Origin of the sequence: Pseudonocardia lacus, from assembly GCF_018531445.1 — a bacterium.
Classification (GTDB): domain Bacteria; phylum Actinomycetota; class Actinomycetes; order Mycobacteriales; family Pseudonocardiaceae; genus Pseudonocardia; species Pseudonocardia lacus.
The window spans coordinates 1-23,684 of sequence record NZ_JAHDTH010000128.1; the positions used below are offsets into that span (position 1 = coordinate 1).

Sequence of the window (23,684 nt, forward strand, 5' to 3'; positions counted from 1 at the left end):
GGGACCCGCGCGGGCTGGCGCAGCTGCGCGCGGCGCTGGCCGACTACCTCGCCCGGGCCCGCGGCGTGCGGGCCGGGCCCGAGCGGATCGTGGTCTGCTCCGGGTTCGGGCACGCCCTGACCCTGCTGGGGCCGGTCCTGCGGGCCCGGCGGGTGCGCGCGGTCGCGGTCGAGTCGCACGGCCTCGCGCGCCACCGCGAGGTGCTGGCCGAGGCCGGTCTGCGCACGCCTGCCCTGCCCGTGGACGAGCGCGGCGCGCGCACCACCGACCTCCCCGGCCTGGACGGCGTCGGCGCGGTGCTGCTGACCGCCGCCCACCAGTTCCCGACCGGCGTCGCGCTCGACCCCCACCGCCGCGCCGCCGCCGTCGACTGGGCCCGCGGGTGCGGCGGGTTCGTCCTGGAGGACGACTACGACGGCGAGTTCCGCTACGACCGCCAGCCGGTCGGCGCGCTGCAGGGCCTCGACCCCGAGCACGTGGTCCACCTCGGCACGACCAGCAAGTCGCTGGCCCCCGGCCTGCGGCTGGGCTGGGTGGTGCTGCCGGAGCGGCTGGTGCCCGAGGTGGAGCGGCGCAAGGGCGACGCGGAGCCCACCTGCGGCGCCGTCGACCAGCTGGTACTGGCCGACCTGCTCACCTCCGGCGCCTACGACCGCCACGTGCGGGCGATGCGCGCGGCCTACCGCCGCCGCCGCGACCAGCTGGCCTCCGCGGTGGCCTCGGCAGGCGCGCGGGTGACCGGGCTGGACGCCGGCCTGCACGCCGTCGTCGAGCTGCCGGCGGGCACCGAGGACGCGGTCGTGCGGGCCGCGGCCCGGCGCGGGCTCGCCGTCCCCGGCATCGGCCACTACCGCCATCCCGACGCCGCGCCGCACCCGGACGCGCTGGTCGTCGGCTACGCGACGCCGTCGGCGAGCGCCTGGTCGGGGGCGCTGGACGCGCTGCGGGCGGCGCTGACCGCGGCCCCTCGGGGCCGTTAACGGGGCGTGATCGACACCGTCTTCGCAGAGTCCCCGTAGTCCTCGCAGGTGCTGTGCACTCTGCGCCGACCAGACCGCCCCTGCGAAGACGTGCGTCAGCGGCCGGCGAGCGCGGCGGTGACCCGATCGAGGTCGACCGGTGCCGCTCCCCTGTTCCAGGGCATGCGGGCCAGCAGGTCGGCCATCGGGCAGATGCCCACCAGCGCGGTGACCACGAGGGCCCCGGCGATCAGCGCGGAGAACCACTGCAGGCCCGGCACCAGCAGGCCGCCCAGCAGGCCCAGCAGGACCAGCAGACCGGCGGTGAACCGGACCTGCCGGTCCAGGGCCCAGACCTGGCGGCCCCGCTCGACCCGACCGCCGGCCGCCGCCCAGCCGGTCATGCCGCGGGTGAGGACGAGGGCGTCGACGACGCCCGCGCCGGCCAGGACGCGCCCGGCCCGCTCGGCGCGCGGGCCGGTGGCGCAGACGAGCACGGCGCCGGGGCCGATCGAGCCGCTCAGCTCGGCGGCGTGGGCGCGCAGCACGTCGAGGGGGATGTTGACGGCGCCGGGGATGTGCGCGGTCTCGAACTCGGCCGGGGTGCGGACGTCGACCAGCCGGGGCGGTTCGGTGGAGGCCAGCCGTTCGCGGAGGTCGGCCGGGTGCACCTGCGCCGTAGTGGTCATCCGGCCTGCTCCTCACGTTGTGGGGGTCGCGCCCACCACTGTCCGGCGAGCGGGCGGCACCAACGCTGCTCCGATGCGGTGAATTCCCGCTCGACCCGCAATACCCCTAGGGGGTACCTTGTTGGGGTCGTCGGACGACGAGAGGAGGCCACCATGGCCGACCACAGCGGACACCACGACGCGGCCGCGACCGACCCCGGCGGGCGCGAACTGACCAGGATGGCGATCAGCGCGACCCTGCACTGCCTCACCGGCTGCGCCATCGGGGAGGTGCTGGGCGTCGTGATCGGCACCGCGCTCGGCTGGGACACCCTGCCGACCATCGCGCTGGCCATCGCGCTGGCGTTCGTCTTCGGCTACTCGTTCACGATGGTGCCGCTGCTGCGCGCCGGGCTCGGGCTCGCCGCCGCCCTCGGCGTCGCGCTGGCCGCGGACACGCTCTCCATCACGGTGATGGAGATCGTCGACAACCTCGTGCTGGTGCTCGTCCCGGGCGCGATGGACGCCGGGCTGGACTCGGTGCTGTTCTGGGCCTCGCTCGCGGCGGCGCTGGCGGTCGCGTTCGTGGTGACGGTGCCGGTCAACCGGGCGCTGATCCGGCGCGGCAAGGGCCACGCCGTCGTGCACCGCTACCACCACTGACACCAGTACCGACCCGCACCGACCCGCACCGCCGAGGCGCCGCGGCGGTGGTGATCGGCTTACGCTCTCGGGCGTGCCGAACCCCACCGCCGCGTTCCTCGTCATCGGCGACGAGATCCTCTCCGGCCGCACCCGCGACGCCAACGTCCAGGTGCTGGCCCTCGCCCTCGCCGGCGCCGGCATCGACCTCGTGGAGGTGCGGGTGATCCGCGACGACCGCGACGCGATCGTGGGCGCCGTGCGGTCCCTGCGCACCACCTACGACCAGGTCTTCACCTCCGGCGGCATCGGCCCCACCCACGACGACATCACCGCCGACAGCATCGCCGCGGCCTTCGACGTGCCGATCGGCGTCCGCGACGACGCCCGCGCCCTGCTCGAGGAGCGCGTGCGCGAGCGGGGCATCCCGATGTCCGAGGGCATCCTGCGGATGGCCCGCATCCCCGACGGCGCCGTGCTGATCGGCAACGAGCTCTCCGGTGCGCCCGGGTTCAGCATCGGCAACGTGCACGTGATGGCCGGCGTCCCGAGCATCTTCGCGGCGATGGTCGCCGTGCTGGTGCCGACGCTGCCGGGCGGGACGCCCACCGTGTCGGGCAGCGTCGTGGTCGAGCGCGGCGAGGCGTTCTTCGCGGCGGCGCTGGCCGAGTTCGCCCGCGAGCACCCCGACCTGAGCATCGGCAGCTACCCGTTCCGCAACGACGACCGGTTCGCCGTGGAGGTCGTGGTGCGCGGCCACGACCGGGCCCGCGTCGACGAGGCCGTGGCCCGGTTGGCGGTCGTGCTGCACGAGGAGTGAGCGCCGGCCGAATTGTCCGGACAAAGCGGCGGGACGTCCCTGCCGCTGGGACGCGTTGGCGCGGCGCCGACACCGTGTGATTCCATCTCGGCGTGACGCCGAAGTGGTTCCTGGGAGACATCTGGGGACCCCGTCGCGCGCACCACTTCGACCAGTGCTGTCCGGCGAGCTGACGCACCCGCGCCCGCTCGTCCGTTCCGATCCGCACTGGAGCCGTCCCGTGTCCCCGCACGCCGTCGCGTCCCCGTTCGCCCCTGCCCTGCTCGGCCTGCGCGCGCTCACCGAGCTGACCCGCCGCTACGCCGCCGAGGTGCGCGCCGGGCGCCACCGCGTCGTCGTCGACCCCGAGCAGCGCTGGTACAACCTGCTCCGCAGCGACGACGCGGTGGACGTGTGGCTCATCACCTGGTCGACCGAGCAGTTCGCCGAGCTGCACGACCACGGCGACTCGCTGGGCGCGCTCACCGTGGTCCGCGGCGGGCTCACCGAGGACCGGTGGGTCCCCGGCCGGCACGCGCTGGCCGGGCGGCGGATCGGGGCCGGGCGGTCGGTCGGGTTCGGCCGCGGCTACGTGCACGAGGTGAGCAACCCGGATGCGCAGGCCGCGGTCAGCGTGCACGCGTACTCCCCGCCGTTGACGCGGATGTCCTACTACGCCCCGGACGCCCGGTCCGACGGCGCGGGTTCGGTCCTGCGCCGCACCCGCACCGTCGTGACCGGCCCGGGCCGCCCGGAGGGTGTCGGATGACCACGGTCGCGGACCTGCTGGCCGCCGCGCGCGCCCGCCTGGACCGGATCGGTCCGCGGGAGGCCGCCGAGCGCGCCGAGCGGGGTGCCCACCTGGTGGACACCCGCCCCCAGTGGCAGCGCGAGCAGGAGGGCGAGCTGCCCGGCGCGCTCGTCATCGAGCGCAACCACCTGGAGTGGCGGCTCGACCCCAGCAGCGACGCGCGCATACCCGAGGCCGTCGACCACGACGTCGAGTGGATCCTGTTCTGCTCGGAGGGCTACAGCTCCAGCCTGGCCGCCGCGTCCCTGCAGGACCTCGGGCTGCACCGGGCCACCGACGTCGACGGCGGCTTCCGGGCCTGGGCCGCCGCCGGGTTGCCGACCGCCTGACCCCGCCTCCCGTCGAGAACGAACCCGTTGTCGCGTGGACCGGTCCACCATCACGACAACGTCGTTCTCGACGGTCAGGCGCGGAGCCCGGCGACCACCGCCAGGTCGTCGACCATCGCGGTCAGCGCCTCTTCACGGGCCTCGGCCGGCCCGCGCAGGATCGACGACGGGTGCACCGTCGCCACCAGCGGTCGGCCCTCGAACTCCAGCACCTTCCCGCGCTCTGAGGTGATCCGGAACTGCGAGCCCAGCAGGGCCTTCGCCGCGGTGGCGCCCAGCGTGCCGACCACTGCCGGGCGCACCGCCGCCAGCTCGCCGTCCAGCCAGGGCCGGCACGCCCGGACGTGGGTGACGCCCGGGGTCTTGTGGATGCGGCGCTTGCCGTCGCGCTCGAAGCGGAAGTGCTTGACCGCGTTGGTCACGTAGACGTCGTCGCGGGCGATGCCGGCCCGCTCCAGCGCCTCGTCGAGCACTCGGCCGGCGGGACCGACGAACGGCTCGCCCTTGCGGTCCTCCTGGTCGCCGGGCTGCTCCCCGACCAGCATCAACCAGGCCCCTGCCCGCCCCTGGCCGAACACGGTCCGGGTCGCCGGCTCGTGCAGCGGGCACCGGGTGCAGGAGCGGGCCCGCTCGCGCAACTCCTCCAGCGTCAGCACCGGCAGGGGCTACCCGGCTGCGCTCAGCGCAACCGCCGCGTCCGGTTCCAGGACCCGGAAGGTGAAGGTCTCCTCCAGGTAGAGCCGCACGGTGTCGGCGTCGTGGTCGACGTAGCCGACCGAGAGGTCCTGCCCGACCCGCAGCACGAAGTCGCCGCCGCGCTCGCTGAGCAGCACCGCGCCCCGGACCCCCGGCGCCCACACCACCCGGCCCCCGGTGATCCGGGCCAGGTGGTCGACGAGCAGGAAGCCGCCGTGCTCGGTGGTCTCCACGATCCGGGTGTAGCCCTCCGGCCCGATGACCAGCGTGTAGGGGCCCTCGATCCCGCGGCAGCGCAGGGTGTCGGCGGCGCGGGCGACGATCCCGGCGTAGGCCGTGGGCTCGGTGCCCAGCCCGACCGCCGGGTACGGAGAGGAGTCGGCGATGCCGGTGATCCCGGCCGCGCCCCAGCCGTGGAAGACCGCCCGGTTCTCGACCTCGGCGGCCAGCCGCGCCGCGCGCTCCAGGTCGGCCAGGTCGGCGGCCGGGTCACCGCGCTCGATGTCCTCGATCGCGGAGCGGTCGACCGTGAAGGGGACGCGCACCTCGGCCAGCGGCGCCACGCGCCGCCGGCGCAGCCGCACCTGGTCGCCGGGCACCCCGTCGGGCGGCGAGGGCAGGTCGTCGGTGCGGCCCAGGCTCAGCGAGTCGGCCCCCCAGCCGCCGCCGTCGGAGTAGTCGACGACCCGGCGGGCCGCCAGCAGCGGGGTCAGCCGGGCGCGGGCCTCGTCGTCGATCTCCTTCCAGGCCCGGGACGGGATCGGCGCCAGGTCGCGCAGCAGGTGGTCGGACACGGCCATGGTTCAGCGCCCCCTCAGGCTTCCGATGCCCAGCGACCCGTCGCTCGGGTCCGAGCCGATCTCGCGTTCCACCGCTCGCACGTAGCCCTGCGGGTCCTTGTCCGAGGTGTCCAGGCCGGCGGTCGTGCGGTGCGCGGCGAGGAACTCGGTGAACTGCACGCCGAGCGCCTCGCGCAGCCCCGACGGCGCGTGCTGCCGGAAGTCCGACAGGCCCTCGCGCTCCTCCTCGCCCATGTGCTCGTCGTTGGCGGCGCGGGCCCTGCCGACCGCCGCCCACCACTCGGCGGTGCCGACGGGGTACCGGCCGGCCTCGTGCACGCCATCGCGGATGTCGTTGTGGTCGCCGATGGCGTCGAGCGTCTCGTCCTGCGGGTCGTCGCCGAAGCGCAGCAGCTGCGGGTAGAAGATCCGCTCCTCGGCGATCGCGTGCACGTCGAGGTGGTCGGCCAGCGGCTGCCACACCGCGCGCACCGCCTCCACGTCGAGCGGGTCCTGGCCCTGCAGGCGGTCCAGCGCCGCGAACTGGCGGCGGAACCACTCGTGCTCGTCGAGGATCACGTCGGTGATGTCGGCCATGCGCACCCGCCCGTCGTCGGCGATCGTTCCGGCCCCACCTTGGCACGGGTGGTGCGGATCGTCGCGCACCCGCGGGCGGGACGCGCCCGACGATCAGGCGCCGGGCGGCAGCGGGAACCGCAGGACCGCCGCGACCCCGTCGTCGACGGGGCGGCCGACGAACCCGCTGCGCCCCCCGCCGAGCGGCACGAAGGCCGCATCGGACGCCGCGGCCGCACGCAGCAGCGCGTCGTCCACGTCCAGCTGCTGCACCGGCTCCGCGCCCATGGCACGCAGCTCGTCCTCCCGGGTGGCGACCGCGGTGGGCGCCTCGCCGACCCACACCCGGCCCGCGCGGGCGACGCCGCCGTCGAGGAACAGCGTCTCCACCGCGGTGGCCCGCAGGGCGGCCAGCACCGGCTCGACGCCGTGCACGGCGAGCCCGTCCGGCCGTCCGAGCGCCTGGTCGAGCTGCTCCAGGGCGGCGTGCCGCCGCTCGTCGACGACGTCGCGGACCGCGGCCTCCACCGCCTCCTCCAGCTCGTCGGACCCGGCTGCGGTGCTGTGCTCGACCTCCACGGCGATCCCGGACGAGCGCTCGCCGAGGGCGCCGCGCAGCCGCGAGCGCGACTGCGTCTCCCCGGCGATCACCACGACGCCGGCCGCCGTCTCCGACACCAGGGTGTCGATCCGCTCGGCGACGGCGGCGGTGTTGCGCCGCCAGGTCTCCTCGACCCGGTGCTGCATCTTCAGGTGGTGCCACCCGCCGCCGCGGACCTTGTGGACCGGGCCGGCCGGGTCGGCGTCGACCTTCCCGCCGACCGGCTCCGGATCGGATCCCGGGCGGGCCAGCAGGATCTCCCCGCCCGTGTCGTCGATGCGCGCGACCACCGCGGTCACCGGCTCGCCCTGGTCGACCAGCAGCGGCACCAGGTCGGGCACGGAGCCCCAGCGCACCCTCGCCGACGCGGGCGGCTCGGGCACCAGCCGGTCGAGCAGCACCTGCCCGCCGGCGGCCACCAGCACGCGCCCGGCGCGACCGACCGGCGGGTCGTCGCGCGTGGCGGCGGCCTCCAGCGCGGCCAGGGTGGCCTCGTCGGCCCCCTGCTCGGCCAGCTCGCCGCGAGCGCCCGCCCAGCGCAGCCCGCCGGCGTGGGCGGCGTCCTCGGTGTCGTGCGACGCGTCCAGGTAGGCGGTCGCGAACGGTCCGGGCTTCTCGGTCAGGTCCCGCACGAATCGAAGGTCCACGCAATGGGGCCTACCCCGCGAGCCGACCGCGAACCGCCACGACCGGGCTTCAGCGCCGGCGCCGCGGCAGCAGCTCCTGCAGCTTCGTCTTCGCGCCCTGCCACACCAGGTGGGCGGCGGCCGGGTCGCGCTTCAGCACGGCCTCCAGCATCGACTTGGCCTGGTCGACCGTGGCGTGCGGCGGGATCGGCGGCACGTCCGGGTCGCAGTGCACGTCGAGCACCGCTGGCCGGTCGGCGGCCAGCGCGGCGTCCCAGGCCGGGCCCAGCTGGCCGGGTTCGGTGACGGTGATCGCCTCCAGCCCGAGCCCGCGGGCGAAGTCGGCGTAGGAGACGTCGGGCAGGGTCTGCGACGGCTCGAACTTCGGCGCCCCGCCCATCGCCCGCAGCTCCCAGGTGACCTGGGTCAGGTCGTTGTTGTGCAGCACGCAGACGACGCAGCGCGGGTCGCTCCAGCGGTCGGCGTAGCGGGCGATCGTCAGCAGCTCGGCGAGGCCGTTCATCTGCATGGCGCCGTCGCCGGTGAGCGCGATCGCCGGGCGGTCGGGGTGGGCGAACTTGGCGCCGATCGCGTACGGCACGGCCGCGCCCATGCTGGCCAGCGTGCCCGACAGGGAGCCCCGCACGCCCTCGCGCATCCGCAGGAACCGGCCGTACCAGTCGGCCGACGACCCGGAGTCCGAGGTCACGATCGCGTTGTCGGGCAGGCGCGCGGAGAGCTCCCAGACGATCCGCATCGGGTTGACCGGCTTCGCGTCGAGCATGGCCTGCCGCTCCAGCGTCCCCCACCAGGAGGCGACACTGGACTCGATCTTCTCGCGCCACGCGCGGTCGGTGGGGCCGGACAGCAGCGGCAGCAGCGCCCGCAGCGTGGCCCGCGCGTCGCCGACCAGGTTGACCTCGGTCGGGTAGCGCATGCCGATGAGGGCGCCGTCGAGGTCGATCTGCACCGCCCGCGCCCGACCGAACTCGGGCAGGAACTGGCTGTAGGGGAAGTTCGAGCCGACGATCAGCAGCGTGTCGCAGCCCTCCATGAGCTCGTAGCTGGGCCGGGTGCCCAGCAGGCCGATCGAGCCGGTGACGAACGGCAGCTCGTCGGACAGCACGTCCTTGCCCAGCAGCGCCTTGGCCACCCCGGCCCCGAGCACGTCGGCGACCCGCTCGACCTCGGTGGCGGCACCCCGCGCGCCCTGCCCGACCAGGATCGCCACCCGCTGCCCGGCGTTGAGCACCTCGGCCGCGGCCCGCAGCCCGGCCTCCCCGGGCACCGGGGCGGAGGCGACGAACCCGGGCGGGCTCGACGGCACCTGCTTGAACTCGTGGCGCGGCGGGCTGTACTCCTCGGTCTGCAGGTCACTGGGAATGATCACGGCGGTGGGCGCGCGGCGGGCCAGCGCCGTGCGGAACGCCCGGTCGAGCGCGTTGGGCAGCTGCTCCGGGACGTTCACCTCGACCAGGTAGTCGCTGGCCGCGTCCTTGAACAGCGCCTGCAGGTCGACCTCCTGCTGGTAGGCGCCGCCCATCGCCGAGCGCTCGGTCTGCCCGACGATCGCCACCACCGGCACGTGGTCGGCCTTGGCGTCGTAGAGGCCGTTGAGCAGGTGGATCGCCCCCGGCCCCGACGTCGCCATGCACACCCCGACCCGCCCGGAGAACTTCGCGTAGCCCACGGCCTGGAACGCCGACATCTCCTCGTGGCGTGACTGGATGAACCGCGGCCGGTCGTCGGCCTCGCCGAACGCGACCACCAGGCCGTTGATCCCGTCGCCGGGGTAGCCGAAGACCTGCTCGACACCCCACTCCCGCAGCCGCTGCAGCACGAAGTCGCCGACCGTCGCCGCCATCCCTGGCACCTCTTCCCTCGTCGTCCCCAACCGTCTACCCGGTAGGGGGACGCGGACACGGCAGGCGTGGATCCCGGCGCAACGGGGTAGTCGCAGGCCATGGTGAGCAGAGCAGAAGGCGTTCCGCCCCGTGACCTCGCCGACGACGACCTGCGCCGCGAGATGCAGCACCTGCACGACACCCGCCACGACGTGGTGACCGGCGGTTCGGAGTCGGCGCTGGAGACGCACACCGCGCGCATGCTGGCGACCGAGCAGGAGTTCCTGCGCCGGTTCCCGGCCGATGGCGCCCCCGACCCGGGGCGCACGCGCGAGGGCGCGAGGGCCAGGACGACCGGCGCCGGCTGACCTGCTCGTCGTCGCGAGCGAGGCTGCGGGCGCCCCTGTGGACCCCCGGCGGCCGGGTGCACGACGCCCCGCCCCGGCCGTCGGTGTCGACCATCCCCGACAGGAGTGCGCTTCCCCTCCATCGGGTACGAACCGGACATGCCGCCCTCCGTCGTAGTGTTCAACCCGTCCCCCCTGGTCACGGTCACCATCGAGGACCGCGGCGGGACCCCCGACATCCACGTCCACGCCGGCGGGCAGGGCGTGTGGCAGGCCCGGATGATCTCCACGCTGGGCGTGCCGGTGGTCATGTGCGCCGCGCTCGGCGGCGAGACCGGCGACCTGCTGGCGCACCTGCTGCCCGCGGAGGGCGTCGAGCTGCGCCGGGTCACCACGTCCACCCGCAACGGCGGGTACGTGCACGACCGCCGCGACGAGGAGCGCGACGAGATCGTCGAGGCCCCCGGCGGTCCGCTGGACCGCCACGAGCAGGACGAGCTCTACGAGCTGGTGCTGCACGAGGGCATCACGCACGGCACTGCGGTGCTGGCCGGACCGAACTCCGACCAGGTCGTGCCCGCCCACCTGTACGGCCGGCTGGCCACCGACCTCTCGGCCAACGGCTGCCGGGTCGCCGTGGACCTCGCGGGCGAGCGGCTGAACGCCGTGCTCAAGGGTTCCCCGTTCCTGGTCAAGGTGAGCCACGAGGAGCTGCTCGACGACGGCCGCGTCGACAGCGGGGAGCCCGCCGAGCTGGTGAAGGCCATGCGCAAGCTGCGCGAGGAGGGCGCCGGCACCGTCATCGTGTCGCGGGCCGCCGACCCGGCGCTCGCGCTCGTCGACGACGACGTGCTGGAGATCCGCCTCCCGCCGCTGGAGCCGGCCGAGTCCAGCGGGGCGGGCGACTCGATGACGGCCGGCACGGTCGCCTCGCTGGTCAAGGGTCTGGAGGTCCGCGAGGCGCTGCGCATCGGCGCGGCCTGCGGTGCGCTGAACGTCGTGCGCCGGGGCCTGGGCACCGGCGGCGACCACGCCATCGACACCCTCGCCGAGCGGGTGGAGCTCGTCGACTGGAAGGAGTAGGCCTGCGGGACCGGCCGGGGCGGGCCAGGATTGGGCGGTGCAGGATCGAGCGGTGGCGGACGCAGAGCGGGACTTCGACATCGCCGTGTTCGGCGCCTCCGGCTTCGTCGGCCGGCTGGTTGCCGACTACCTGGCTGACGCAGCCCCGGAGGGCACGCGCATCGCGCTGGCCGGGCGGTCCGCGGCCAAGTTGCGGGCGGTCCGCGCCGAGCTGCCCGCCGCCGCGCACGACTGGGCGGTCGTGGAGGCCGACTCCACCGACCCCGCCTCGCTGGCCGCGCTCGCCGCGTCGACCCGCGTGCTGGCCACCACGGTGGGGCCCTACGCGCGGTACGGGATGCCCGTGGTCGCCGCCTGCGCCGGGGCCGGCACCCACTACGCCGACCTGACCGGGGAGATCCTGTTCGTCCGCCGGGCGATCGACGAGTTCGACGAGGTCGCCCGCCGCAGCGGCGCGCGGATCGTGCACTCCTGCGGCTATGACTCGGTCCCCTCCGACCTCGCCGTGCTGCTGCTGCACGAGCGGGCCGCCGCCGACGGCGCCACCGGGCTGCGCGACGTCCGGCTGGAGGCGACGGTGCGCGGTGGCATGAGCGGCGGCACGATCGCCTCGCTGCGCGGGCAGGTCGAGGCGATGCGCTCGGACCCGGCGCTGCGCCGCCTCGCCGCCGACCCGTTCGCGCTCAGCCCCGACCGCGACGCCGAGCCGACCGTCCGCCAGCCCTCCGACGCCGTCCCACCCGGGCGCACCGAGGACGGGCGGTGGACCGCGCCGTTCATCATGGCCCCCTACAACACCCGGATCGTGCGGCGCAGCAACGCGCTGCAGGGCTGGGCCTACGGCCGCTCGCTGCGCTACGGCGAGGTGATGGGCGTCGGGCGCGGGCTCGGCGGGGCCGCCGCGTCGGTCGCGGTCACCGGCGGGCTCGTCGGGGCGCTCGGCGCGCTGTCGTTCGGCCCGACCCGGTCGCTGCTCGACCGCGTGCTGCCCGCCCCGGGCACCGGCCCGTCGGCCGAGGTCCGGGAGAAGGGCTGGTTCCGCATGGTCGTCGACGCGGTCACCGAGGACCGCCGCCGCTACCGCGCGATCGTCTCGGGGCAGGGCGACCCCGGCTACGCGGCCACCGCCGTCATGTTCGCGCAGAGCGCGCTGGCCCTGGCCCTGGACGGCGACCGGCTGCCCGACCGGGCGGGCTCCTTGACCCCCGCCACCGCGCTGGGCGGCGTGCTGGTCGAGCGGCTGCGCGCGGCCGGGCACACCTACGAGGCGGCGGTGCACGCCCGCGCCGACCACTGACCCCGGCGGGTGTGCCGGCCCGCTGACCGGGCACTCCCCCGCCATGACCGACGCACCCACCGACCGCCCCGTCGCCCTGGTCACCGGGGCCAGCCGCGGCCTGGGCTTCCTGATCGCCCGCGAGCTCGCCGACCGCGGCCACGACCTGGTCGTCTGCGCCCGCTCGGCCGACGGCCTGGGCCCGGCGGCGGAGGAGCTGCGCGGGCACGGGGCCACCGTGCACGAGGTGGCCGCCGACGTCGGGGTGCAGGACGACGCCCGGCGCGTCGTCGAGCAGGCCCAGCAGCGGTTCGGCCGGCTCGACGTGCTCGTCGTCAACGCCGGGATCATCCAGGTGGGGCCGGTCCAGGAACTGACCGCGACGGAGTTCGCGGCGGCCATGGACACGATGTTCTGGGGCCAGGTGCACCCCGTGCTGGCCGCGCTGCCGCTGCTGCGCCGCACCCGCGGCCGGGTACTGGCGATCACCTCGATCGGCGGCAAGCTGCCCGCGCCGCACCTGCTGCCCTACACCGCCGCCAAGCACGCCGCCGTCGGGTTCGCCGAGGGCCTGCGCGTGGAGGCCGCGCGCGACGGCGTCTCGGTGACGGTCGCGGTGCCGGGGCTGATGCGCACCGGCTCCACCCGCAACGCGCTGTTCACCGGCGACCGCCCGGCCGAACGCGGCTGGTTCACCGTGGCGGACAGCCTGCCCGGGCTGTCGATGTCGGCGGAGAAGGCGGCCGGCCGGCTGGTGCGGGCCGCGCTGCGGGGCCGCCCCGAGATCACCCTCACGCTGCCGGCGAAGGTAGGTGCCCGCGTGCACGCGCTGGCCCCGTCGACGACCCTGCGCGCCCTGACGCTGGTCAACCGGCTGCTGCCGGGACCCGTCGGCTCCGGCGGCCCGCGGCCGGGGCACACCGCGACGCCGCCGTCGCGGTGGTTCGCCCGGCTGACCCGCACCGACCGTGCCGCGGCCGGTCGGCTGCACCAGCACGACGACGAGGTGCCGGTGCGCGGGGACTGAGCGCGCGAAACGCGGCTGCCCCGGCGGGAGCGCCCGGCCAGACTGGCCCGATGATCGTGCTGTTCCCGTCCGACGGCCTGCGCCCGCGCCGGCCCGACGAGCACTTCGCCGCCGAGGCGGCCGCGGCCCGCGACCTCGGGCTGACCGTCGCCCTGGTCGACCACGACGCCCTCGCCGCGGGCGGCCGGGCCGAGCGGGCCGTCGCCCGGGTCCGCGACGAGGGGACCGCCGTGTACCGCGGCTGGATGCTCGACGGCGAGCGCTACGCCGAGATGGCCGCCGCGCTGGCCGGGCGCGGCGTCCGGCTGCGCACCGATCCGGCCGCCTACCGGGCCGCCCACGAGCTGCCCGGCTGGTACGACGCGCTGGCCGCCGTCACCCCGGAGTCGGTCTGGACCGACGGCACCGACCGGGCGGCGTTCGAGACCGCCCGCCTCGCGCTCGCCCCCGGCCCGGCGGTGTTGCGCGACCACACGAAGTCGATGAAGCACCACTGGGCGGAGGCGATGTTCGTGCCCGACCTGACCGACGCCGACGCGGCGTGGGCGGTGGCGACCCGGTTCCGCGAGCTGCGCGAGGAGTACGGCGGCGGGGTGCGCGGAGGGTTCGTGCTGCGCCGCTTCGAGCGGTTCGCCTCCGCCGAGGCCAGGACGTGGTGGGTGGACGGCCGGTGCGCGCTCGTCGGCCCGCACCCGGACGCCCCGCACGGCGAGCCGTGGCCCGGGCCCGACCTCGCCGAGGTGGCCCCGCTCGTGGCCGGGCTGGGGCTGCCGTTCGTGACCGTCGACGTCGTCCGCCACGCGGACGGCCGCTGGCGGGTCGTCGAGCTGGGCGACGGGCAGGTCAGCGACCGGCCCGCCGCCCTCGACCCGGCGGCGCTGGTCAGCGCACTGCGGGGCTGAGCTCGTCGCGGTTGAGCTCGTCGGTTCCGGCCGAGGCCTCGCGCAGCTGGGCCAGCGACTCCTGCCACGACCGGACCAGCCCCGTCTCGTGGTAGGCGACGCCGACCTCGGCGCAGTAGCCCCGCACGACGTCGCGGGCCGCCCGCAGGTTCGCCGTGGGCATGCTGGGGAACAGGTGGTGCTCGATCTGGTGGTTCAGCCCGCCCATCACGACGTGCAGGGGCCGGTCGGTCAGCCCGCCACCGCGGACGTTGCGCGAGGTCAGCACCTGCTTGCGGAGGAAGTCCATCCGCTCGGTGGGCATCTGCATGCCCTTGTGGTTGGGCGCGAACACCGATCCCAGGTAGAGCCCGAACAGCGCCTGGTGCAGCACCAGGAACGCCACCGCGAGCCCGGCCGGCAGCACGAGGAACAGCGCCGTCAGGTAGACCGCGACGTGCGCGGCGATCAGCGCCAGCTCCAGCCCGCGCAGCGGCACCTGCCGGCGGTCCCGACCGAGCAGCGCCTGCAGGCTGGCCCGGCGCAGGTCCACCGCGGCGAAGGTGATCAGCGGGAAGAACAGCGCGGCCTGGTGGCGGTTCAGGAAGCGGACCACCCGCCCCCGCGCGGCGCGCGCCTGCTCGCCGGTCCAGACCAGCGCGCCCGGCTCGACGTCCGGGTCGAGCCCCTCGTGGTTGGGGTTGGCGTGGTGGCGGGTGTGCTTGTCGGTCCACCACCCGTAGGACATCCCGATCCCGAGGTTGCCCAGCAGCCGCCCCACCACCGCCGACGGCCGGCGCGTGCGGAACACCTGCCGGTGCGCCACGTCGTGGGCGAGCAACGCGGTCTGCCCGGAGCCGAACGCCGCCGCGACCGCCACCAGCAGCTGCCACCAGGAGTCGCCCAGCAGCAGGAACGCTGTGATCGTCGCCGCGTGCCAGCCGGCGAGCAGGGCGAAGCGCAGGACGTAGTAGCCGGGCCGGCGGTCCATCAGCCCGGCGTCGGCGACGCGGCGCGACAACCGGGCGAAGTCGCTGCCGGTGGGCTGGTCGAGGGTCTGTGTCGTCACCCGACCGAGCCTGCTGCGCCCGGCTACGCAGCGTCATCCGGGCGACCCCCGACCCCAGGTGGGGTTGACCCCCAGTCCCCTCCCGTCGAGAACGAAGTTGTCGTGATCAACAAGCGTTTTCGATCACGACAACCTCGTTCTCGACGGGGTCAGAGGCCGAGCTTCTCGGCGGCGAGGCGGGAGCCCTCCACCCGGGCGGAGATCTTCTGGAACGCGATGTCGCGCGCGTGGTCCGGCGAGCCGTGGTTGGGCTTCTCGTCGATCGAGAACGGCGAGAAGCCGCAGTCGTCGGTCGAGCCGATCTGCTCGCGGGGGATGAAGTTGGCCGCCCGGATCAGCCGGTCGGCGATCTCCTGGGGCGATTCCAGCCGCGGGTTGAGCGGGTTGGTCACGCCCAGGTACGCCATCTGCGCCACGCCGCCGGCGTCCGGGCGCAGGTGCCGGCCGATGGACTCCAGCACCGGGTCGCGGTCGCGCTCGGAGGAGAACTGGATCAGGAAGTAGCCGGCGTCGATGTCGAACATCGTGCCCAGCAGGTTGTTGTAGGGCACGTCGGCCGAGTGCACCGAGTCGCGGTCGCCGCCGGGGCAGGTGTGCACGCCGATGCTGCGCCGCTCCTCGGCAGAGAACCGGGCCAGCACCCGGTTGATCAGCTCGATGAAGTGCGGCAGCAGCCCGGCACCGGTCCACGGGTTGCGCGGGTCCTCGCGGGTGGCCAGCCGCCCCTCGGTGAAGTCGATCGACACCCGGGCCGCGCCCGCCGCGAACGCCTCGCGGACGTCCTTCTCGCACTCGTCGACCAGCGTCGCCTCGAATTCCTCGCGGGTGTAGCCCTGCACCGGCTCGGTCAACGGGTAGAGCAGGGCGAGCATGGACGGCGAGATGACCGCCTGCTTCATCGGCCGGTGCGCGTAGGGCAGCGACTTGCGCAGCGCGTCGGCGGCGTACTGGTTGTAGCGGAACGGGCCGTTCTCCAGCCGTGGCAGCTGCCGGCCGTGGCCGTCGGCGAAGATCGCGAAGAACTGCCCGCCCACCGGGGCCAGCCCGGGCGCCAGCCCGGTGCCGCCGAGCGTGTCGGTGATCGGGTAGGTGGCGAAGGACGACCAGCGCTGCTCGCCGTCGGAGATGATCGGCGAGCCGGTGGCCTCGAACCGCTCGATCGAGTCCCGCACGGCCGCCTCCTGCTGCTTCTCCAGGTCGTCGCGGCTGATCTCGCCGGCGTCGTAGCGGGAGTAGGCGGCCTGCAGCGCGGCCGGGCGCGGCAGCGACCCGACCGGCTCGGTCGGCACGCCGGTGGCCGTGCGCGGGTCGTAGGAAGCCATGACGACACCCCTTTCCGGAACGATCCCCCGGCGCGCAGCACTCGACACCGGCCGCGATGCGCATTCGCGACCGGTTCGTGGTGGTGGGACCGGGGATGGGACGGCGAGAGTAGTCGCGCGACTACGGAACGGTCAACGAGCCCATTCCCCGGCCGATCACGGGGAGATCAACGCGAAAGCGGGCGGTTCAGCCGCCGAACGCCGGAGCGTGGTCGCGGGCGAAGGTGGCCACGTCGCGCGCGGGACGGCCGGTGACCTCGGCGACGGTCGGGTGGACCCGCGCCGCCTCACCGCGCGCGTAGTGGGCGTAGTCCTCCAGCAGGCCGTCGACCTGCCAGTCGGGCAGCACGCCGCGCAGCGCGGCGGCGAACGCCTCCGGCGGCACGTCGACGAACTCGACCGGGCGCCGGACCGCCCCGGAGACGGCGCCGGCGATCTCCCCGTGGGTGACCGCCGCCGGGCCGGTGATCTCGTAGGACCGGCCGACGTGGCCGGGCTCGGTCAGCGCGACCGCGGCGACCGCGGCGATGTCGCGCACGTCGACGGCGCTGACCCGGGCGTCGCCGATCGGGGCGACCATCCGGCCCTGCTCGCGGATCATGTCCGCCATCGCGAACAGGCCCTGGAAGTACAGGTTGGGCCGCAGGAACGTGTAGCCGATGCCCAGCTCGCGGACGCGCCGCTCGACGGCGGCGTGGTAGCGCAGGAACCGCACCGGCGAGTCGGTTACCGCGGCGTACTGCGACAGCACCACCAGGTGCTCGACGCCGGCGTCGGCGGCGGCCTCGGCGAACCGCTCCTGCTGCTCCTGGGCCCGCTCGGACGAGGGCGTGACCAGGTAGGCGGCGCGGACCCCGCGCAGCGCCGCCGCGACGGCGGCGGGGTCGTCGAAGTCGGCCACCGCCGTGCGGACGCCCTCCGGGACCGTCGACGAGCCGTTGCGCACCATCGCGGTGACCGGGGCGCCGCGTGCGAGCAGTTCCCCCACCAGGGCGGAGCCGGTGCTGCCGGTGGCCCCGCTGACCAGGATCGTGCCGTCGTGCCCGACCATGACGTACTCCGTTCAGATCGACGATCTCGTTAAAGAGCAGCGCTCTCGAACTTGACTATGCCACGAGCGCCCGACCCTTTCAAGAGCAGTGCTCTCGGCCGGGCCTGCGCACCCGATTGCCCGACAACCTCAATCATTGACATTCACAATCGATGCCGCGTACAACCACCCCCATGGAGCAGAACGGCCGCCTCGACGTCGCGGCACTGCAGGCGATCGACGTCCACGTGCACATCGAGGTCGACCTGCACGGCCACCTCGCGCTGCCCGACGACCAGGCGCAGGCCGCTGCCAAGTACTTCGGCGCCGACCACCGGCGCCCGACGCTGCCCGAGATCGCCGCCCACTACCGCGAGCGCCGCATCGGCGCCGTCGTGTTCACCGTGGACACCGAGGCCTACACCGGCCACCCCGCCATCTCCAACGAGGAGATCGCCGAGGGTGCCGCCGAGCACCCCGACGTGCTGATCCCGTTCGCCAGCATCGACCCGGCCAAGGGCCGCGCGGGCGCCAGGGCGTTCCGCCGGCTGGTCGAGGACCACGGCGTGCGCGGCATCAAGTTCCACCCCAGCGTGCAGGACTTCGCGCCCAACGACCGCAGCGCCTACCCGCTGCTGGAGGTCGCCCAGGAGTTCGGCCTGCCGGCGCTGTTCCACACCGGCCAGACGGGCATCGGGGCGGGCCTGCCCGGCGGCGGCGGGATCCGGCTGGAGCTGTCGAACCCGATGCTGCTCGACCACGTGGCGGTCGACTTCCCGCACCTGACGATCATCATGGCGCACCCGTCGTTCCCCTGGCAGGACGAGGCGCTGGCGGTGGCCACCCACAAGCCCAACGTCTACATCGACCTCTCCGGCTGGTCGCCGAAGTACTTCCCGCCCCAGCTGGTCCGCTACGCCAACTCGCTGCTGCAGGACAAGGTCCTGTTCGGCTCGGACTACCCGCTCATCACCCCGGACCGCTGGCTGGCCGACTTCGCGAAGCTGGAGATCAAGCCGACGGTCCGGCCGAAGATTCTCAAGGAGAACGCGGTGAAGGTGCTCGGCCTGGGAGCGTCGCCGGCATGATCCACCGGGGCCGGCCGGCCGCCATCGACGTCCCGGACCTGACGCTCACCGGGTACGTCCTCGGTCGCGAGCCCACCGACGGCGACGACCGGGTCGCCCTCGTCGACGCCGACCGGACCGAGTCGATCACCTACGCCGAGCTGGGCGCGGGCGCGGCCGCCGTGGCCGGCGGGCTGGCCGCGCTCGGCGTGCGCCCCGGCGACGTGGTCGCGCTGGTCAGCCACAACCAGCCGGCGTACGCGGTCGCCGTGCACGGCATCGTCTCGGCGGGCGCCGCGGTCACCCCGGTCAACCCGGCGTTCACCGCGGCCGAGATCGCCAAGATCCTGCGCGCCTCGGGCGCGTCGGTGGTCATCGCGGCCGTCCCCGCCGCGGACGCGGTCGCCCGCGCGGCCGACGAGGTGGGCGTCGCGCACCGGTTCGTCCTCGGCGAGCACCCCGGCTTCCGCCCGTTCTCCGAGCTGCGCGACTGCGGCCTGGCGGCCCCGCCGGTCGAGCTCGACCCGGCCACGGCGGTGGCCGCGCTGCCGTTCTCCAGCGGCACCACCGGCCTGCCCAAGGGCGTGCGGCTCACCCACCGCAACCTGGTGGCCAACCTGGAGCAGAACCGCGCCGGCTGGCCGGTCGGCGCCGACGAGGTGCTGCCGGCGTCGCTGCCGTTCTTCCACATCTACGGGTTCACGATCATCCTCAACACCGGGCTGGCCGCCAGGGCCAGGGTCGTCACGCTGGCCCGCTTCGGGCTCGACGCCTACCTGCGGATGCTGCAGGAGCACCGGGCGACCCGGGCGTTCCTCGCCCCGCCGGTGGTGCTGCAGCTGGCCACCGCGCCCGCCGTCGACTCCTACGACCTCTCGTCCGTGCGGCTCGCGGTCTGCGGGGCCGCGCCGCTGGACGTCGCCGTGGCCGAGCGGGCCGAGGAGCGGGTCGGTTTCCCCATCCGGCAGGGCTACGGGATGACCGAGGCGAGCCCGGGCACGCACCAGGTGGCCGAGGACGAGTTCGCCACCACCGCGGCCGGCTCGGTCGGCCGACTGCTGCCGGACACCGAGGCGCGCCTGGTCGACCCGGCCACCGGCGCGGACGCCGCGCCGGGCGAACCGGGCGAGCTGTGGGTGCGCGGACCGCAGGTGATGGCCGGCTACCTGGACGACCCGGGGGCGACCGCGCAGGCGCTGGTGGACGGCTGGCTGCGCACCGGCGACATCGCCAGGGTCGACGACGACGGGGTCTTCTGGATCGTCGACCGGCTCAAGGAGCTGATCAAGTACAAGGGCTACCAGGTGCCGCCGGCCGAGTTGGAGGCCCTGCTGCTCACCCACCCCGACGTGCTCGACGCTGCCGTCGTCGGGATCCCGCACGCCGAGGGCGGGGAGGCGCCCAAGGCGTTCCTGGTGGCCGCCCGGCCGATCGAGCCCGACGCGCTGATGGCGTGGGTGGCCGAGCGGGTGGCGCCGTACAAGAAGGTCCGCGCGGTGGAGTTCGTCGAGCGGATCCCGAAGTCGCCGACCGGGAAGATCCTGCGCCGCGAACTGCGCTGAGGCCGGCGCCTCAGTCGGTGGGCCGGCCCGCGCGCAGGATCTGCAGGATCTCGGCCAGCTGCGCGCCGTGCACGTCCAGCCGGCCCTCCACCCGCTCCTCCATGACGTCGAACCTCGTGCCCACGGCGTCGAACCTCGCGTCCACGCCGTCGAACTTCGCGTCCACGCCGTCGAACCGCGCGTCCACGCCGTCGAACCGCGCGTCCACGGCCTCGAACCGGCGGTCCAAGCCGTCGAAGCGGCGGCCCACCTCGTCGAAGCGGGTCTCGTGCCGGTCCAAGGTCCGTTGGACCTCCTCCAGCCGCCGCGAGTGCTGTTTCTGCGTCGCGGCCAGCGTCGTCACCTTGCGATCGACATCGCCGAGGAGGTCGTAGACGTCGTCCACGTCGTGGCGGAGCTGGCGGTACAGCCGCTGCGACGGATCTGCGGGAGTGCGCTCGGGGGAAGTCATGGCGGGGATCGTACGGACACCGCGGCCCGCCGGGGCCCGGTTCGCACATCTCGCCCGCGCTGGCATCGAGGTGTGTGCGCACTGGGCTGCTCAGCGCAGTGGGTACGACCACCGAGCGGCATCACTGCGCGATCATGCGTTTACCCGCCGCCACCGGACCGCGGATTCCCTTGACTGCCCCGGCAGAGAGGTGAGCACATAGCGCCGAACGCTCCCCCACGTGGGTCCGCAAGGTCGCGGATCCCACGGCCGGAAGGATCACCATGCCTGCCAGCCAGGGCACCGCCATCGGCAGCCCATTGATCAACATCGCGGTGTTCGGGGCTTTCGTCCTGGTCACCCTCGTGATCGTGTTCCAGGCGGCGCGCAGCAACCGCACCACGGCGGACTACTACACCGGCAACCACCAGATCACCGGCACCCAGAACGGGATCGCGCTGGCCGGTGACTACCTGTCCGCGGCGTCCTTCCTGGGGATCGCCGGAGCGGTGGCGGTGTACGGCTACGACGGCGCCAGCTACGCGTTCGGCAACATCATCGGCTGGGTGATCGCGCTGCTGCTGATCGCCGAGGCCAGCCGCAACACCGGGCGCTTCACGATGGGCGACATCCTCGGGTTCCGCTCGCCGAAGCGCCGGGTGCGCGTCGCCGCGGCCGGCTCGACGCTGACGATCTCCATCCTCTACATGATCGCTCAGGTGGCGGGGGCGGGCGCGCTGATCGCGCTGCTGCTCGGCATCCCCAACACCGACCGGCTGAGCCAGGGCGCGGCCATCGCCGCCGTCGGGATCCTGATGATCCTGTACGTGCTGATCGGCGGCATGAAGGGCACCACCTGGGTGCAGATCATCAAGGCCGGCCTGCTGATGGTGGTCGCGGTGGTCCTGTCGGCCTGGGTGCTGGGCCGGTTCGGCTACAACTTCTCCGCGGTGCTCGGCGCGGCGGTGCAGGCCAGCCCGGCGGGCGAACGCCTGCTGGCGCCCGGGGTGACCTACGCCGGCAACCCGCTCGCCGGGATCGACCAGTTCTCCTCGGCCTTCGCCGGGCTGGCCGGGCCGGCGAGCCTGCCGCACATCCTGATGCGGTTCAACACCGTGGCCAACGGCCGGGAGGTGCGCCGGTCGGTCGTCTGGGCGATCTGGCTGGTCGGCACGTTCTTCATCATGATCATCGTGATCGGCTTCGGGGCGGGCGCGCTGCTGGGCCCGGAGACGATCATGGCCGCGCCGGGCGCGACCAACGCCGCGATCCCGCTGCTGGCCTACCGGATCGGCGGGGAACTGCTGCTGGGGCTGGTCGCCGCGGTCGCGTTCGCCACCATCCTGGCCGTGGTGGCCGGGCTGACCATCACCGCGTCGGCGTCCTTCGCCCACGACATCTACGCCGGCGTGCTGCGCCGCGGCCGCGTCGACCAGCGCCAGGAGATCCGGGTCGCGCGCGGGGCCGCCGTGGTCGTCGGGCTGCTGGCCATCGGCGGCGGCATCGTGGCCAACGGGCTCAACACCGCGTTCCTGGTGACCCTGGTGTTCGGCATCGCGGCATCGGCCAACCTGCCCGCCCTGGTCTTCTCGATCTTCTGGAAGCGGTTCAACTCCACCGGGCTGCTGCTGAGCATGTGGGGCGGGCTGATCACGGCCACCACGCTGGTCGTGTTCTCCCCCGCGGTCTCCGGCCGGCCGACGGCCATGTTCCCCGAGGCGGACTTCGACTGGTTCCCGCTGCAGAACCCCGGCCTGGTGTCGGTGCCGCTGGCGTTCCTGCTCGCCGTGCTGGGCACCTTCCTGGGCGAGCGCGCGCCCGACGCCGACCGCCGCTTCGCCGAGATGGAGGTCCGCGCCATCACCGGGGCGCGCGCGGTCGACCCGCCCCGCACGGGCGCGCACCGGGCCGTGGCCCGCGGCGGCTCGGAACCGGTCGGCTTCGAGCCGGTCGAACGGCCGCCGTGGACCGCCGACCACGACACCGACCCGCACGGCGGGCGGGTCAGCGGGCGGCGGGGCGCGCCCCCGCCAGCACCGCGGTCGCCACCTCGAGGTCATGACCGTAGGTGATCTTGATGTTGCGGCCGTCGCCGTCGACCCTGCGCACGGGGACGTCGGGGGCGAACCGGGCCATGCACGACTCCGTGTCGGTGCCGGCGAAGCCCTCCCGCGCGGCCGCCTCGTAGGCGGCCAGCAGCGGGACGGCCCGGAAGCCCTGCGGGGTCTGCACGGCCACCAGGCCGTCGGGCGCCGGGCCGGTGGGAGCGCCGTCCGGACCGGCCGCCACCAGGTCGTGGCGGGGCAGGCCGGGCACGGCGCCGCCGGTGTCGCGCGCTCCGGCCAGCACGCGGTCGACCAGGTCGGGGGTCAGCAGCGGGCGCGCGCCGTCGTGCACCAGCACGACGTCGACCCGCCCGTCGGCGATCCGCTCGGCGAGTCGGCGAAGACCCGCCAACTCCGACTCCTGCCGGCTCGCGCCCCCGGTCACCACCTCGACCTCCGCCGCGCCCGCGGCCGCGACCGCCTCCGCTGCGGACCGCCGGTCGTCCTCGCGCACCACCAGCACCACCGGCCCGACCTGCGGATGTGCCGCCATGACGGCCAGCGACCAGGCGATCACCGGCCGGCCGGCCAGCGGCAGGTAGACCTTGTTCACCGGCGCGCCGAACCGGCTGCCGCTGCCCCCGGCCAGGACGATCGCCGCGGCCCGGCCGCACCCCTGCTGCATGGGCCGGAGTGCACCGCCGACCCGCGCGGGCGTCAAGTCGCCGGAGGGTCGGCGGACGGCACTTCCCCGCGCCGACGGACGACGTCGCAGGTCACCTGTGCGCGATGGCGGCGTACGACATCCGGTGGGCCCCGTACGGGTACCGCCTGACGTGAGCCATCCGGGACGATCCGTATCGTCGATGGAGGGCACAGCGCGCACGACGGGCCCCGGACCACCGAAATGGCCGGGCGACGGCCGTGCCGCCGGCCGGTTCGGTCACGCGCAGTAGGCTCCGGCGGGTCTCACCGTCGAGCCGAGTGCAGTGCCACGCGCAGCGCTCCCGTGCGGGAGCCCTTTGACGAGGACAGGGGGGTGGACGGAGTGGACGGCAACAGCCACCCCATCCCGGAGTTCGGCGGTGGGACACCCCCGGGCCCGCCGTGGCCCCGGCGCGCCGAGCGCGGCGGCATCCCGGAGCGGCAGACGGGCCCCCGCGAGCAGCTCCCGGCGGGCCGGCGCGCCCCGGTCATGGACGGCCCCCCGCGACC

At 74.7% G+C, this 23,684-nt stretch carries 24 protein-coding genes; 13 read left to right on the forward strand and 11 right to left on the reverse strand.

What is annotated here, in order from left to right:
• Positions 1-980, forward strand: a 980-nt coding sequence (locus KIK08_RS24475) for an aminotransferase-like domain-containing protein (RefSeq protein ID WP_214405589.1), incomplete at its 5' end; no start/stop codon positions are given.
• Positions 981-1,075: 95 nt separating this feature from the next.
• Here KIK08_RS24475 and KIK08_RS24480 read toward each other — a convergent pair.
• The gene (locus tag KIK08_RS24480) at positions 1,076-1,648 is read right to left on the reverse strand and encodes a rhodanese-like domain-containing protein (RefSeq protein WP_214405590.1); all 573 of its coding nucleotides are present in this window, start codon (positions 1,646-1,648) and stop codon (positions 1,076-1,078) included.
• A 219-nt stretch (positions 1,649-1,867) separates the two neighbouring features.
• On the opposite strand from KIK08_RS24480, the gene KIK08_RS24485 reads away from it, so the two are divergent.
• The 4 genes from KIK08_RS24485 (at position 1,868) to KIK08_RS24500 (ending at position 4,208) form a co-directional block, all read left to right on the forward strand.
• A complete protein-coding gene (locus tag KIK08_RS24485; RefSeq protein WP_214405609.1) occupies positions 1,868-2,290 on the forward strand; it encodes a DUF4396 domain-containing protein in 423 nt (140 codons plus the stop codon).
• 73 nt (positions 2,291-2,363) lie between these two features.
• Positions 2,364-3,089 (forward strand): competence/damage-inducible protein A, encoded by a 726-nt coding sequence (locus KIK08_RS24490; RefSeq protein ID WP_214405591.1) that lies wholly within the window; start codon positions 2,364-2,366, stop codon positions 3,087-3,089.
• A gap of 220 nt (positions 3,090-3,309) precedes the next feature.
• Positions 3,310-3,837, forward strand: a complete 528-nt coding sequence (locus KIK08_RS24495; RefSeq protein WP_214405592.1) for a cysteine dioxygenase — start codon at positions 3,310-3,312, stop codon at positions 3,835-3,837.
• Entirely contained in the window at positions 3,834-4,208 is a 375-nt protein-coding gene (locus KIK08_RS24500) for a rhodanese-like domain-containing protein (protein ID WP_214405593.1), read from the forward strand. Before KIK08_RS24495 ends, KIK08_RS24500 begins: the two co-directional genes overlap by 4 nt.
• Before the next feature lie 74 nt (positions 4,209-4,282).
• Here KIK08_RS24500 and KIK08_RS24505 read toward each other — a convergent pair whose 3' ends face one another.
• The 5 genes from KIK08_RS24505 to KIK08_RS24525 all read right to left on the reverse strand — a co-directional run bounded on the left by KIK08_RS24505 (position 4,283) and on the right by KIK08_RS24525 (position 9,350).
• On the reverse strand, positions 4,283-4,864 hold the full coding sequence (locus tag KIK08_RS24505; RefSeq protein WP_308257852.1) for a UdgX family uracil-DNA binding protein: 582 nt from the start codon (positions 4,862-4,864) through the stop codon (positions 4,283-4,285).
• 9 nt (positions 4,865-4,873) lie between these two features.
• Positions 4,874-5,704: a family 1 encapsulin nanocompartment shell protein gene (locus KIK08_RS24510; RefSeq protein WP_214405594.1), complete on the reverse strand. Its 831-nt coding sequence runs from the start codon at positions 5,702-5,704 to the stop codon at positions 4,874-4,876.
• A 3-nt stretch (positions 5,705-5,707) separates the two neighbouring features.
• Positions 5,708-6,280, reverse strand: a complete 573-nt coding sequence (locus KIK08_RS24515; protein ID WP_214405611.1) for a hemerythrin domain-containing protein — start codon at positions 6,278-6,280, stop codon at positions 5,708-5,710.
• A 93-nt stretch (positions 6,281-6,373) separates the two neighbouring features.
• Positions 6,374-7,507 (reverse strand): baeRF2 domain-containing protein, encoded by a 1,134-nt coding sequence (locus tag KIK08_RS24520; RefSeq protein WP_214405595.1) that lies wholly within the window; start codon positions 7,505-7,507, stop codon positions 6,374-6,376.
• Between the two features lie 49 nt (positions 7,508-7,556).
• The gene (locus KIK08_RS24525) at positions 7,557-9,350 is read right to left on the reverse strand and encodes a thiamine pyrophosphate-requiring protein (RefSeq protein ID WP_214405596.1); all 1,794 of its coding nucleotides are present in this window, start codon (positions 9,348-9,350) and stop codon (positions 7,557-7,559) included.
• A gap of 102 nt (positions 9,351-9,452) precedes the next feature.
• On the opposite strand from KIK08_RS24525, the gene KIK08_RS24530 reads away from it, so the two are divergent.
• From KIK08_RS24530 to KIK08_RS24550, 5 genes are all read left to right on the forward strand, one after another.
• Positions 9,453-9,698: a DUF6158 family protein gene (locus tag KIK08_RS24530; RefSeq protein WP_214405597.1), complete on the forward strand. Its 246-nt coding sequence runs from the start codon at positions 9,453-9,455 to the stop codon at positions 9,696-9,698.
• A 138-nt stretch (positions 9,699-9,836) separates the two neighbouring features.
• The gene (locus KIK08_RS24535; protein WP_214405598.1) at positions 9,837-10,760 is read left to right on the forward strand and encodes a 1-phosphofructokinase family hexose kinase; all 924 of its coding nucleotides are present in this window, start codon (positions 9,837-9,839) and stop codon (positions 10,758-10,760) included.
• A 52-nt stretch (positions 10,761-10,812) separates the two neighbouring features.
• The gene (locus tag KIK08_RS24540) at positions 10,813-12,057 is read left to right on the forward strand and encodes a saccharopine dehydrogenase family protein (RefSeq protein WP_214405599.1); all 1,245 of its coding nucleotides are present in this window, start codon (positions 10,813-10,815) and stop codon (positions 12,055-12,057) included.
• 43 nt (positions 12,058-12,100) lie between these two features.
• Positions 12,101-13,063, forward strand: coding sequence for an SDR family NAD(P)-dependent oxidoreductase (locus tag KIK08_RS24545; RefSeq protein ID WP_214405600.1), 963 nt, complete (start codon positions 12,101-12,103; stop codon positions 13,061-13,063).
• Positions 13,064-13,113: 50 nt separating this feature from the next.
• Positions 13,114-13,965 (forward strand): ATP-grasp domain-containing protein, encoded by an 852-nt coding sequence (locus KIK08_RS24550; RefSeq protein WP_214405601.1) that lies wholly within the window; start codon positions 13,114-13,116, stop codon positions 13,963-13,965.
• Here KIK08_RS24550 and KIK08_RS24555 read toward each other — a convergent pair.
• The 3 genes from KIK08_RS24555 to KIK08_RS24565 all read right to left on the reverse strand — a co-directional run bounded on the left by KIK08_RS24555 (position 13,946) and on the right by KIK08_RS24565 (position 17,386).
• Positions 13,946-15,013: a fatty acid desaturase family protein gene (locus KIK08_RS24555; RefSeq protein WP_308257853.1), complete on the reverse strand. Its 1,068-nt coding sequence runs from the start codon at positions 15,011-15,013 to the stop codon at positions 13,946-13,948. The genes KIK08_RS24550 and KIK08_RS24555 overlap by 20 nt on opposite strands.
• Positions 15,014-15,162: 149 nt before the next feature.
• Positions 15,163-16,335: a uroporphyrinogen decarboxylase/cobalamine-independent methonine synthase family protein gene (locus tag KIK08_RS24560; RefSeq protein ID WP_214405602.1), complete on the reverse strand. Its 1,173-nt coding sequence runs from the start codon at positions 16,333-16,335 to the stop codon at positions 15,163-15,165.
• A 187-nt stretch (positions 16,336-16,522) separates the two neighbouring features.
• Positions 16,523-17,386 (reverse strand): SDR family oxidoreductase, encoded by an 864-nt coding sequence (locus tag KIK08_RS24565; RefSeq protein ID WP_214405603.1) that lies wholly within the window; start codon positions 17,384-17,386, stop codon positions 16,523-16,525.
• A gap of 173 nt (positions 17,387-17,559) precedes the next feature.
• Between KIK08_RS24565 and KIK08_RS24570 the strand changes: the two genes are divergently transcribed.
• Together KIK08_RS24570 and KIK08_RS24575 are read left to right on the forward strand one after the other, a co-directional pair.
• A complete protein-coding gene (locus tag KIK08_RS24570) occupies positions 17,560-18,453 on the forward strand; it encodes an amidohydrolase family protein (RefSeq protein WP_214405604.1) in 894 nt (297 codons plus the stop codon).
• Positions 18,450-19,994: an AMP-binding protein gene (locus KIK08_RS24575; RefSeq protein WP_214405605.1), complete on the forward strand. Its 1,545-nt coding sequence runs from the start codon at positions 18,450-18,452 to the stop codon at positions 19,992-19,994. The genes KIK08_RS24570 and KIK08_RS24575 overlap by 4 nt, the downstream gene beginning before the upstream one ends.
• A 10-nt stretch (positions 19,995-20,004) precedes the next feature.
• Here KIK08_RS24575 and KIK08_RS24580 read toward each other — a convergent pair whose 3' ends face one another.
• Positions 20,005-20,445: a hypothetical protein gene (locus KIK08_RS24580; protein ID WP_214405606.1), complete on the reverse strand. Its 441-nt coding sequence runs from the start codon at positions 20,443-20,445 to the stop codon at positions 20,005-20,007.
• A gap of 263 nt (positions 20,446-20,708) precedes the next feature.
• Between KIK08_RS24580 and KIK08_RS24585 the strand changes: the two genes are divergently transcribed.
• On the forward strand, positions 20,709-22,496 hold the full coding sequence (locus KIK08_RS24585; RefSeq protein ID WP_214405607.1) for a monocarboxylic acid transporter: 1,788 nt from the start codon (positions 20,709-20,711) through the stop codon (positions 22,494-22,496).
• Here the strand turns inward: KIK08_RS24585 and KIK08_RS24590 are convergent.
• The gene (locus tag KIK08_RS24590) at positions 22,429-23,154 is read right to left on the reverse strand and encodes an IspD/TarI family cytidylyltransferase (protein ID WP_214405608.1); all 726 of its coding nucleotides are present in this window, start codon (positions 23,152-23,154) and stop codon (positions 22,429-22,431) included. The two genes, KIK08_RS24585 and KIK08_RS24590, sit on opposite strands and share 68 nt — an antisense overlap.
• Positions 23,155-23,684 lie beyond the last annotated feature (530 nt).